At 33.2% G+C, this 12,815-nt stretch carries 6 protein-coding genes and 5 pseudogenes; 4 read left to right on the top strand and 7 right to left on the bottom strand.

Translation table 11 applies throughout. The annotated features are described in order from the left end of the window. Positions 1–43: 43 nt before the first annotated feature. Both tnpC and AC3WVZ_RS31065 read left to right on the top strand, forming a co-directional pair. Positions 44–1,447, top strand: coding sequence for an IS66 family transposase (gene tnpC / locus AC3WVZ_RS31070; RefSeq protein WP_100910632.1), 1,404 nt, complete (start codon positions 44–46; stop codon positions 1,445–1,447). Between the two features lie 1,071 nt (positions 1,448–2,518). After that, a complete protein-coding gene (locus AC3WVZ_RS31065) occupies positions 2,519–2,893 on the top strand; it encodes a hypothetical protein (RefSeq protein WP_078186817.1) in 375 nt (124 codons plus the stop codon). A gap of 452 nt (positions 2,894–3,345) precedes the next feature. Here AC3WVZ_RS31065 and AC3WVZ_RS31060 read toward each other — a convergent pair. Then, positions 3,346–3,660 (bottom strand): annotated as a pseudogene (locus AC3WVZ_RS31060) (RNA-guided endonuclease TnpB family protein); the annotation flags it as partial. Between the two features lie 1,362 nt (positions 3,661–5,022). Between AC3WVZ_RS31060 and AC3WVZ_RS31055 the strand changes: the two are divergent. Beyond that, complete coding sequence (locus tag AC3WVZ_RS31055; protein ID WP_233936701.1) at positions 5,023–5,775, top strand: TerC family protein; 753 nt, start codon at positions 5,023–5,025, stop codon at positions 5,773–5,775. A gap of 156 nt (positions 5,776–5,931) precedes the next feature. Here the strand turns inward: AC3WVZ_RS31055 and AC3WVZ_RS31050 are convergent. The 6 genes and pseudogenes from AC3WVZ_RS31050 to AC3WVZ_RS31025 all read right to left on the bottom strand — a co-directional run. Next, a pseudogene (locus AC3WVZ_RS31050) lies at positions 5,932–6,722 on the bottom strand (RNA-guided endonuclease InsQ/TnpB family protein). A gap of 44 nt (positions 6,723–6,766) precedes the next feature. Beyond that, positions 6,767–7,132: pseudogene (gene tnpA, locus AC3WVZ_RS31045) on the bottom strand (IS200/IS605 family transposase). Between the two features lie 792 nt (positions 7,133–7,924). Then, positions 7,925–8,184, bottom strand: a pseudogene (locus tag AC3WVZ_RS31040) (transposase); the annotation flags it as partial. Positions 8,185–8,528: 344 nt separating this feature from the next. Then, positions 8,529–8,876: a recombinase family protein gene (locus tag AC3WVZ_RS31035; protein ID WP_282082064.1), complete on the bottom strand. Its 348-nt coding sequence runs from the start codon at positions 8,874–8,876 to the stop codon at positions 8,529–8,531. A gap of 124 nt (positions 8,877–9,000) precedes the next feature. Next, positions 9,001–10,218 carry a YcaO-like family protein gene (locus tag AC3WVZ_RS31030; RefSeq protein WP_233936699.1) on the bottom strand — a complete coding sequence of 406 codons (1,218 nt, stop codon included), beginning with the start codon at positions 10,216–10,218 and terminating at the stop codon, positions 9,001–9,003. 298 nt (positions 10,219–10,516) lie between these two features. Continuing rightward, positions 10,517–10,814 (bottom strand): annotated as a pseudogene (locus tag AC3WVZ_RS31025) (RNA-guided endonuclease TnpB family protein); the annotation flags it as partial. 892 nt (positions 10,815–11,706) lie between these two features. On the opposite strand from AC3WVZ_RS31025, the gene AC3WVZ_RS31020 reads away from it, so the two are divergent. Next, positions 11,707–12,807 (top strand): Ger(x)C family spore germination protein, encoded by a 1,101-nt coding sequence (locus tag AC3WVZ_RS31020; RefSeq protein WP_233936698.1) that lies wholly within the window; start codon positions 11,707–11,709, stop codon positions 12,805–12,807. Positions 12,808–12,815 lie beyond the last annotated feature (8 nt).

Genomic DNA, 12,815 nt, shown 5'->3' with positions numbered 1-12,815 from the left:
CATTTGTAAATACTGAGTATATCAAACAGGGGAGGTGAATCTTATGGTCGATCGAAAAATTATTTTAGATACATATAAAAAAGGACCTGAAGCTGTTATTTCTTTATTTGAAGAAACATTTTCTAAGTTAGAAAAACGTATACAAGAACTAGAAAATGCTTCAAAAAAAAACTCCAAAAATAGTCATAAGCCACCTTCTACAGATGGTTTGGGTAAGCCCGTTACAAAAAGTTTGCGCAAACCGTCTCATCGTCAAACGGGTGGCCAGTTGGGCCACAAGGGACATACTCTTGGTTTGACAGCGACTCCAGATCATACGATTACACATTCTCCTACATATTGTACTTGTTGTCATACTTCCTTGAACCACGAGCCTGTAAAAGGGTATCGCATTCGCCAAGTGTATGACTTACCACCTATTCAGATCGAAGTGACAGAACATAAAGTAGAACAGAAAGAATGCCCACATTGCCATTCTATCCAAGAAGCCCAATTTCCTTCGACAGTATCTCGTCCTGTTCAATATGGTCCAAATATAAAAAGACTGATTCCCTATTTAACGCATTATCAATGCATTTCTTTGAAGCGAACAAAAGAATTCTTTCAGGATTGTTTTGGACATTCTATAAGCGAAGGAACCCTGGTAAATCATACACAGGCTTTCGCTTCTCAATTGCAGCCATTCATAAAAGAAGTAAAGGAAAAGATTCTGCAGTCTCCTGTTGTCCATTTTGATGAAACTGGTATGCGTGTAGAAAACAAAACACAATGGTTACATACTGCCAGTACACCGGAGGTGACATTGCAACATATTCATCAAAAACGTGGAAAAGAAGCAATGGATGCTGGAGAAATCTTGCCATCTTTTTCTGGAATTGCGATGCATGATGGTTGGAAATCGTATGATGCGTATACAGATTGTCGTCACGTTTTATGTAATGCCCATCTCTTACGAGATTTACAAGGAATTATAGATAGTACTGGAGAACAATGGGCACAACAGATGCAGAAATTTCTAACGCAAGCGTTGACGATGAAAAAGCAATCCGAAGGTACCATGCCAAAAGCGACGCAAAAGAATCTGTTTATTATGTATCAATCCATATTGAAAGAACAACAGATTCTTTCCACGAAACAAAAGAAGAAAGGAAAGCAGACGCCTTCTCAAAATTTATGGAATCGCTTCGTCAAGTATTCTGACAGAATTCTAGCGTTTTTAGAACATCCAGCCATTCCATTTGATAACAATCAAGCAGAACGGGATATTCGGATGACGAAAGTAAAACAGAAAGTGTCTGGGACTTTCCGAAGTAAGAAAGGCGCAGAATCTTTTTGTCAGATACGAAGCTTTATGAGTACCATGAAAAAACAAAAACAATCGGTCTTACAAGCGATAAACCAAGTCATAGAAACTAGAACGGTTCCTTGGAATAACACGACTTCATAAGAGAATTTCTCTATTTGGCATAGATTCTTTCCCTGATTGGAGTATTTTCTTTTCATGTTTTCGAATCGGAAACATGTATTTGGCCTGTTTTTTTATTTGAAGAAGCTGAGTAGTTACTTTTATTTTATGGGGAATATATAATATTTTTGCGAACTTCTCATTTCGTTTTTATGCTTTCTTACTCTATATTATATTTCTTGGAATCGGCACATTTTTAGGCTATAAACTTTATAGTAGAAAACACCGCTTCTTTCTAAAAAATGGTATACTGTTTCGTTCAAAAAACTACCTACCATTAATGGTTATATTGATTAATTTTATTATCAAATATGCTCTAAATACCTATATGCACATAAATACCGATGCTATTCACAGTTTAGACTTTATCTTTTTATATACTATAACTAGTGGTACTACCGCTGGACTTTTCTGCGGAGGAATAATAAACACTCATCAACAGAAGAAGAAATTATTAGAACCATTAGAATAACATTCATTCTGTATTTCAAAAATACTATCGGGCACTCATCTACACATCCACTAAAGAATCTCCATTTCTCCCAACGTTATGCTTTCTAAAAAGCTACTAGTCATAGAACTAGTAGCTTCGAACAAAATAATGAGCCTTCTGTCGAAAAACAATAAAATATAAGAAAAAAATCTCTTTAAAACGGCTGTTAGATAGTAAGAGCTTTATGCTAATATAAAACACACACCATAATAAAATTAAAGCAAAAAACACAAATAATCAACTTTAGTGTACTTTATCCGCGAAACCTATACTTATCAACAAATGTACAATCCAATGATTTTTCCAGTATATCATCTATAGGTACCCACATCCTACGCAAAGAAATTTAGTTATTGTTTTTATAAACAACAGTCGTAATTACACTATATGAAAAAATCAACCACAAATCATCCTTAACTATATTTGTATTGAGCAAAAAGAAAGTATATTAAACACTTTTTTATTTAAAGAAAAAATCCACACGTAACTAGACTCATATACTCACACCATCCTTTCTAGACGAGCATAAGATGTATTAACGAAAGAAAGGGGGTAATATTATGGGTTTTGGTTTTGGTGGAGGTTGTGACTGTAACAGATGTAATGGTCATAGAGAACAGCCTAGAAGAGAAGAACAAACTTTTAATGTAAACAATGTTAATAACCCAGAGTTATTACAATTTTTAAGAACATTAGCTCCTGGAACTTGTCTTGTTATTCAGTACGCTTGTCAACCACCTACAAGTGCAACATTCCAAGGATTCCAAGGAAACAATGTAATAATCCTCTCAGATTTTGATTGTTTCCCTGGATTAGCACGAATTACCATTAATAAAATTAACGTAGTCTCTGTAAATTCACCCGATTGTGGCCGTTTCTGCTGTAAACGTAAAGAATGCGACCATCACAATGTTTGTGATGAATATGAAATCTAGAAGTTAAAATATAGAAAACACATTCCCTTAATTTTATAAGCTTGCTATTTTGACACTCCCACCCCTAAAGGGGCAAGCTGACTAACGTCAGTGGGATTCTTGCTACCAAAGGCGAAGTCCATTTCTGGTATCGCTGACGTGCAAGATTGCGGTGTGCCATCACCACTCCCACAACAGACCATATAGATTCGTGGGCTACGGTACTGTGACCATACCGTACAGATTGTTCGTTCTCAAATGTTTTTACGTCTTTTGCATGACTATAAATAAAGTATACCATGTTTTGCTATGCAAAAACGATGCTTTCATCCCACGTCTAAAGACGGACTAAAGTCTTGCGTGGGCTTTCCCGCATCATAAATTCTGTAAGAACACCACCCATGCTACCTGTTTCTTTTATTCTATAAGGGACGGGTAGTTTAACCTTTCTTGAAATATGCTTCATTCTTTTACTTTTGTCCCATATTATCAAGTTGTCGCAGAGCATGCAGCTTCTTCACTTCTCCTAGATTCTGACGAACATTACGAAACTTACGTATCATGCATTTGTTTTTCCGTTTCCCAAAAAACAAATCCTACCCTCATCTGTGATGGCTACCGCAGGCACCTTGAGATCTAAATCAATTTCTAAAAGGTTTGTTCCTATTTTTTCTACATATAGGAATTGTGACAAAAATTTGAGCAATCCACTTATCAGATTCCTTTATGATACGAATTGTATCTAACTTGTGCTTCAACAACTCGAAATTGCGATTATATGTGTCGGTTGTTTACTGTAAAACATCAGTTAAATTTCATAATACTCAGAATAAAGATTATCAATTCACTTTCTCATACATATATGCAAAAATGTAACTAAGCTAAACTTTTCTTTCAATCTTTCCCCTAATAAAGGTTGAAATGATACATGGTTGTTAGCCTGAAACAGAAAAGCTCATTTCTTGTAAAAATGAGCTTTTCTTTGGAATTTATTAAAATCGATACTAAATTCACTATTTTATATATTTTATCATAATACACACAAATTTATCACATTATTCTGATGTGTTTTAAGCGAATTAATAGCGGGCTTTAAACCGGTAATATCACTAGGATGAATTATTGTTATTATTGGATTTGTTTGTTATCCTTATTTACCTTCTATGCATGGTTTTATACAATGTGGAGACTTCGAGGCTTTTTAGACATGAATGTTTTGTATTAGGGTGCAACGTTGTATAAAAAATCGATTTTTTGTAAGGATCTTCTTAAAGAAAAATAGAATAAGTGAGCTATAGAGCTTATCTTTATAATAAAGTTAGATTTGTACATTTTAGTTTGTATTTAAAAAGCAAAACAGAGTAATTTAAATTACTCTGTTTTGCTTTTTTTCGTTTTGGGTAATTTTGAGTTGAAGTTAGTGGAGGTAAGGATTGATAGATCCTTACTAATATTTTATGAATAAGGTGAAAAGAAGCTTGTACATTTTTGATGAAATTTATTTTATTTTTATGTAAAAGGGGCCAAGAAATAATTTGTAGTTTTATTTCTTGGCATGGGTGTTTGGAACGCTTGGATGCTGTCCCTTACATTATTCTATGTTTATATTTATTAAATGGTTTGTTATTATTGTTAATTTTAATGAAAAAATGGAACATGAAAACACCTATTTTAAATGAATTGACAACAATCGATTTGAAAAAAATAATACTACACAAACAAAGAATTTAAGAATACATAAGGAATTAACACCCTTTTTAGTTGATTTTATATTTGCATTTATTAAACCTGCGCTAAATATATTCCTCTTACAGTTAACATAATAGAAGCTCATATTGATATTATTTTCTCTTAAAATCAGTTGTCCATTTGATATTAACCACAAACTTTTATTAAAATCTTGCCGTATTTTCCATGCTGTTAGATGATTTTTAGTTATTTTTAAATTTTTTTACTAATACTCTGTATTCGATATTGTCTATCTTGACACAAGAAAGCCCTCAAATACCACTACAGTAACTGTTCGTACGTTTCCATAACAGAAACTCAAACTCCTTTTTACATACAACAGATGCAAATACCGGATAATTTTACGGATAGCATGGAAAACTATCGCTTGATTCGCATTTCACTTTACTAAAGAAAGGAAGATGTTATTGTTAATAGAATATATTTGGGCATTACTGATTTTAATTATTTTAGAAGGTGTTTTAACTATTGATAATGCGATTGTGTTTGCTTTTCTTATGAAAAAATTACCAGAAAACCAACGAAAAAAAGAATTATTTTACGGTTTGACAGGAGCATTAATATTCCGATTTATAGCATTATGCATGATTTCCTTACTTCTTGATTTATGGCAAGTACAAGCGCTAGGATCACTTTATTTACTGTATATAGCTACAAAGAATTTATTTGAAAAGGAAAATCAACAAGCAACGAAAGGAAAGCATATAAAAAAACAAGAAGATTTTTGGCGGATACTCTTAAAAGTTGAACTCATTGATCTTGCGTTTGCTATTGATTCTATTTTCGTAGCGGTGGCATTAACGATGAATTTACCTAAAACAAACTTAGGTACTATTGGTGAACTTGATATAGGTCAATTTTCTCTTGTTTTAATAGGCGGTATGATTGGTTTAATCATTATGCGCTTTTCTACTTCTGCCTTCGAGAAAATAATAAAGAGTAGACCAAAATTAAACATTACGGTATCTTTAGTCATAGGCTGGGTTGGTATTAAGCTAGCAGTATATGCATTAGCCCATTCTCCTTTAAGCATGATTGCACATTCCTTTCCGGAATCTACAACTTGGAAAACCCTATTTTGGACTATATTTATTGGGATTGTAATTAGTGGATGGATTTCTTCTATGAGGGATAGGGCCAGCATCTCCGATTAATATATTATTATTAAACATTCTAAAAATAATATGTTTTAAAAATTTCCCTGTTTAAATCATGGTTTATGAGTTCTGTATCACTTTTTTGAGTTTGTGAACTACCCGCCACTTAACGTCCTAAGACAGCCTAGCTAACAAAGGTTATTTTATTACTATCTATGTTAACGCTAATAGGCGTATTACTTCATTTTTGATATTGATAGCTGCGTTACATCTCTATCGAGATTTACACCGCATATACAAGAATAGACTCGCTCAGACAATGACATATGTTTTACATTTCCACAACTGCTACATGTTTTGGTGGAAGGAAACCATTTATCTATTTTCACAAGCTGTTTGCCTTGTTCATGTAGTTTATAAGCTAGGTAAGAAGTGAACATACCCCAAGCATGATCAGCGACGCTTTTTCCAAAATGAAGTGCTTGCGATATGCCCTTCCTATTTAGATCTTCAATAGCTACAACATCAAAATGAGTCGCTAGCTCTTTAGATTTATGATGAAGGAAGTTCTTACGTTGATTTGCTACTTTTTCATGCAGCTTAGCTACACGGATACGTTGTTTATTCCAACGACCTGAACCTTTTGTACGTCTTGATAATGCTCGTTGAGCATTTGCTAATCGGTCTAATATTTCACGATAGAATTTAGGATAATTGGCTCTCTCATCCTCAGAACTGACGTATAATTGATCCATCGCAAAGTCTAATCCAACAACTGTTTCTACTTCTTTTTGTACGATTTCTTTTTCATATACAGGCAAAATGGACACATAGTACATGACTTAATTATATGGTCTTGTCGTATTTCTCTATGCTGTTTGATACGTACCATTTTCAGTTTTAGCAATTTGATATGACCGTTCAGCTAACATTCTGTTATACACGAAACGTACACAACCGAAGGTTTTACGCATAAGGTGTGCTTGGTCTTCTGTTGGATACAAACGGAATGTATATGCTTTATTCTGCTTTGCCCTATCATTTTACCTCACTTTTCACTTTGATTTTCAATATATGTTTTTACTACGTCTATTGGCGAACCACCAATAGTTCGCAAGCAAAAACTTCTTGACCAAAACATCTCTTTCCAAAGTTTCTTTTTCACTTGTAGAAAGTCTCTTTTCATAAGTCGAGAACTTGCACTTTTATAAGCATTGATGAATTTTGTCATTTCTGTATTAGGGTGTGCCTTGAATAAAACTTGAACATGGTCTACATCATGATTCCATTCAACTCATGTGATGTTATAGTTTTCAGATAGTCGAACAAACATATCTTTTGCATAGTTTGATATATCATCATCAAACACATTTCTTCTGTATTTCACGACCAACACAAGGTGATAATTCAACAAGAATACTGAATGGTTATTACTATCTCATTTCATTTATATAACATCCTTTATAATTTATACGACTGATTATATCAGAGGCAAAATAAAAAGGAAAACCTTTTGGCTACGCCAAACCGAAATTCATTAAAATATGAAATGAAATTGATATTGACGACAAAGTGTCACAGAAGCATATTTCTATGACACTGATTGTTTAAATTTTAAAAATAAAACTTTACTTGTCGATGCTAAGACCTACAATAAAGACAACGCCATCGTCCTAGATTTAAATAAAAAGGTTTTAAATAATAGTACATATCAGGATATGACAGTAAAAACGAAGAAAAGATATTCTTATAAAAGGGCGGAACGGCTTCAACAAGTCGATATTGCGATTATATGTATTGGTTATTAGACACAAACTTTTAAACAGGTTGACTTTCCATTTACCATAAAACGGATTGAAACGTATGTGTATTAAGATAAAACGTTTTATTTGTTCCACACACAAACGGGTCTTTTTAAAGTCCGAACGATTTGGTAGTTACTCTTTTCACTTTTGCAGAAAATATTACTTACATCTGTAATCGCTTGATCTTTCACTTGGAAGATCGGCTTTGATATCCTTTATACTTTTCTTTGTTCTTCTCTTTTCTTCAACCATTTCAGATACAAATGTAGTAATGAATTTGATATACTCTTGACTACTTTGTTTCAATAGCCTGGTTTATTCTTTTGTCGGAAGTAATTTAATTTTGACCGTCATGGTTTGCGTCACAAGTTTCACCCTCTTGTTTTTAGACTTTCTACATACTATTGTATGGTCTCACTTAATCCATTTCCAGCAATAGTACCAAAATCGAAACGTGGCCACAGGCTTGGCAAGTACTGAAGAGCAAGAAATTTCTCTCTTACTTTTTTAAGAAGTCACTCCTTTGATTTTGCTATCGTATCAATGCCGGTAATGTATGCAAGAACAAGTGAACATGATCTTCGTCACATTTCATTGCGATAATTACAACATCCAGCTCATTGCATACTTCTTGAACCAATTCTGTAAAATGTTCTTCTATAATCATTCATCATGTATCCGTTTAATAAAAACTACAACAAAACGATACCCACATTTTGGATACTGAGAGTGCCACAACCCTTACAATTTTTAGTAGCACTCTGTCTCCAACCTCACTTTCATCCTATACCTAAAGGCGATGTGCTTTCTCGTTCAAAAAGGACTGTAATTTCTTGTTACCCTGTTAGAAGAAGAATCGCATTGTATGGCCTAAGGATGTATGTTATTTATACATCAACTTTTGAAATCGTCACTTAAGATTCCACAAAAAGACTTTACCTTCTGTATATCTTACCGTTGCCATAAACTTATAAAAAATCTATACATCATGTTTATTTCCCTGTTCTACGTGTCTAATTTTGCCGAAGCTACTTTTGTTTGATATAACACTCCGAGAGCGTAAATTCGGATACAACGAATCCTACATATCAGCATTTTCACATTTTCAATTTGTCTTTCTAAATCATCTTTCTGCTTATGGGAACTAACTCTACAATAGCCTATCACCTTTTTAGTTATTTCTTCTTTATTGCGAATCCCTAGAAAATGATTAAGTTGTTCCTGCGAATAATAGCGAGTGCCACCAACAGAAACATGATGTGGTTTGAATTTATTATTTTTATCCCCATTCCTAAGAGTTTGTTCCGTCCTACCTATCTTTTCTGCAAAATCACCAATTGAATATAGTTTCATGTTTCTCACCTCACGAAACTATTTTACTATATCAATATTTTCATCTATAAATATTTTATCGTTACTTATAGATTTTTATAAATATAAACTAACTGTGGTTACCCTCCTTATTTTTAACAAGCCTCTATTGATGCAGTACGTGTCCTCGATCCGAAGGGAGTACAAAATACCCTTCATAATTTAAAAAGAAGCGTTCCATATTCGGAATAAGAGTGTTTACAATATGTGTATTATTATTAAAAGACGCGAGGATAGAATAATAGATATCAAATCCACAATCATTTAACCTAATTTTTAGTTCTTGAATATATTTTTCAAGAGATTGATGTGGAAATGAGCAGATAGAATCAAAAGAAACCTGTCTAGATTCCACATTCCATAGCCGTTGTGTATTAAACTCTGCGCATCTGTAATGTTGGGGATATTCTTTTAGAGCTTCTAATATAGCTACTCTTTCTTCATTAGCTTGTTCGGGAAACAAACGTATCATATGACACGTTTGAACTAATTCCGTTATTGCACGAGTGATAGCATATTCTAAGTAGAGAGAGGTCCCTAAACCCACATAGGGAATATTTCCATTTAAGCTTACAGCAAGGATAGTTGGTATATTTGTTTCTGTTGTAATATTGAGTAAAATAATATTTTTACCTATTTCACTGACAGCATTTTTCATAAGTGTTTTTAGTTCACTTGGAAATGTATTTAGGTCCATTATTTGTAAAATACTTTTATTTTGATAGTAATAATGCTTTAACAAAAATAATGACCACGCGTCACGCTCAATCACCTCATTTGTTGCGTGAATAAGAGCTTCATAAAAAGTAGAACCGATAGCAATCCCACTATTACTACTATATCGCTTTAACTTTTTATAATTAAAAGAGTCGTCTGGATGAGTAACATTTTCAGCATAATATGGATTTGTAATAAAAAGAGGGTACCATACATGTTGTTTGTTTTTTTTTAAAGAAGTGTACTTACGGCATAGTAAAACGTCTTCCCTCTCCGTATATAATAGTTGTATAATACATTCCCGATTAAATGTTTCAATTTCAGGAATCCTATGAGAAGGAAATGTACAGCAATTATGTAATGCATCTTTTTCGGTATAGTAATGTTCCAGGGCCTCAAATAAAGCACCTATCTCACTTGTTTCTCCTAATCCTTTTCCCGTACCTGAACTTACCACTTCATTTTGTGCATTTCTAAGCGTAATATGAGTTGTATATATGGTATCTCCTATCACATTTTTTTCATAAGATAATCCAGATTGTTGAATGACAGTAATAGCTTTATGGTAAGCATTTTGCATAGATGTTTCTCGTTCCCAAATGTACACATATTCCACTCCCTATACAAAAGATCTAACATGTATACAAATATACGTAGCATGTTAGATCTTATGAATTGAATTGACTTCACTTCATTATTTTGTTACTTGTTTTTTTTCTTGTTGTGTTAATTCCGGTTTTGTAACTTTTGTACCAGTTAGCATTCTTGCAGCACCCATATTTTCACCTTCTTTCATAATTAGAGTAATAAAAATATAGCACAGTTGTTACACAATTATAATTGAGAAATAATAACTGTAGTATTGATACAAAACCTAGTAGATTTTATTGCAACATTTCTTTTCAAGATATTTGAGCGATACCTTGAGCAGATTTCTTTGTGATACGAAGTCTGCCTAACTTGTGCTTCAACAAGTCGAAATTGCGATTATATGTGTCGGTTAATACGGCACGAACTTTTAAACGTGGTGACTTTCCAGTTACCATAAACGGAATTGCAATGTACGTGAAGCCCAATGAATCGTTTTAGTTATTCCACACATAAATATTTTTAAAAATTCAGAATATTTTAGTGGTTTCTCTTTTTCACTACACTTAGAAGGTTCGCCTTGATATCTGTTGTACTTTTCTTTTTCTCAACCATTTCAGATACAATTGTAGTAATGAGTTTGATATATTCCTGGCGACTTCAAAAAGTCAGATACCGAAAAAGATACGCTCCGTAAAGATGCATTGCATGTATTTGAAGATGCGAAATAACAGAAATATCAGGACAAACAGATGCATGTTTGATATTATATTTTATAAGCTATGGTAAGCTGTTATTTGGAAGATTGAGCGAATTCGCTCAATCTTTTTTTATATTTTTTACTATCCCATGACTCAATTGCAACATATGGCGAGTACACACTGCCTATCAAGGGAATTTCCATGACAGTAAAATGTTGATGTATCGACGATAGAGGACCTCTATCTCAATTTTTATGTTTTAAACAAATGTTTGATTCGACATCCTTCGTACGAAACACATACGGATTCGCTGCAATTCGTCAATACTTACATATTTTTTTGAGAAAGGAATTCTCGCATGTATAAATCTAATTTCGTTGCTTTCTTATTATTCATGATTTCTTTTTCTTGTTACGTCATCTATGTAACCAAAAATCCGCTCTATTTGCATCCAGTCGTTTTATTATCTATTATGTTGATTACCATTATAGGTATCATTCTTTTTAGTGATTTCTATGATACAACTTATATGAAATATATACTTCTCGCAGGATTATTTCTGTATCTCATTCTTATATGTCGTACAATGCTAAACATCATATGAGTGTGGGTTGTACAATAACATCCTAGTATTTTTTTACTTGAATCCCTTTACATTGGCTCTCTAAGATAGGTGACAAATAAAATCACCCCATTTTTATTGCAAAAACCCATTCTATGCGAGTCATATTTCTGTTTTCTTACATATTTATACTTCAAACAACACACGCTATTATACATACCAATTCTTAATAGAAGGAGTGTATATGAAAGCGATTCTGAAACTCATTTTTGCTAGTTCCCTTCTTTGTCTATTGTGTGCGTGTGCGGAACGAAGAGAAATCGAAGAATTAGGATTTGTTGTTGGCGCCGCTTATGATCAGGCACGAGGGTCGGGAATCAAAGGAACCTATCAAATGGTATTACCTAATACACTTAGTACCTCAGAGCGTGGCACATCTACACAAAAAAATTATATTAATTTAAGTGCTACAGGAGAAAGTATTTTTTCTCATTTCCGCATGATTGCAAAAAAAATTAGTCGCCCTTTATTTTTCCCACACATACAAGTGATTATTTTCTCTGACAAACTCCTACAAACACCGTATATGTTACAACATATTTTAGATCAAAATGCAGGTCCTGAATATTTACCTGCCAAATACGTTGACATGTTATCAGAACATACACAAAAAAATGCACAAATGGTAGAGAAAAAACGAATTGGTGATATTCATAGTAAGATCCTTGCCAAGAAAAGCTTTGTACTTCCCGCTTTATTTCAAACAAAAGAAGGAATAGCATTAAGTGGGGCGGCTTTATTTAGAGGAAAAGATAACCGTCTCGTTACAATTTTACCTGCAAAAGATACAGCCTCCTTAAATTACATGACTGGTTCACAGGTAAGAGGAATTTTTACCATTTCAATGCAGAAACAACCCATTACATATGAATTTCAACGTGTACACCATCGTATGAAACTAGATATTAAGAATCCAAAACATCCTAATATAGATATATACGTGACAGTAGATGGAAAATTTTCAGAAATACATCCCTCTTTGTATCGTCATTTTTCAGTAGAACAATTACATAACTTACTAGCAAAGAAAATGACAGAACAATTACAAAGTACGATACAGCGCATACAAAAACAATATAAACTAGATGTCTTAGGAATAGGAGATGTATATCAGCGTAAAGACTATAAAAAATGGAAAACAATATTTCACTACATGTCAAATCCGTATCCATGTAAACCCCAATATTACACACTCCGGTTCTACATTACCAAAATAGTACACGAGGAGATCTACCCGGAACTTTTATCTCATGATTTCTTTTTTACACCATACAAAAATCAATAGGAGTATAA

It is taken from the genome of Bacillus sp. CPT56D-587-MTF, assembly GCF_058792335.1.
This window is presented reverse-complemented; position numbering and strand designations above follow the sequence as displayed.

What these genes read in the sequence shown, in the direction of transcription:
- tnpC (WP_100910632.1), top strand. Translation starts at nt 44, where the DNA reads ATGGTCGATCGAAAAATTATTTTAGATACATATAAAAAAGGACCTGAA.
- AC3WVZ_RS31035 (WP_282082064.1), bottom strand. Translation starts at nt 8,876, where the DNA reads ATGAAACTATATTCAATTGGTGATTTTGCAGAAAAGATAGGTAGGACG.
- AC3WVZ_RS31020 (WP_233936698.1), top strand. Translation starts at nt 11,707, where the DNA reads ATGAAAGCGATTCTGAAACTCATTTTTGCTAGTTCCCTTCTTTGTCTA.
- AC3WVZ_RS31065 (WP_078186817.1), top strand. Translation starts at nt 2,519, where the DNA reads ATGGGTTTTGGTTTTGGTGGAGGTTGTGACTGTAACAGATGTAATGGT.
- AC3WVZ_RS31055 (WP_233936701.1), top strand. Translation starts at nt 5,023, where the DNA reads ATGTTATTGTTAATAGAATATATTTGGGCATTACTGATTTTAATTATT.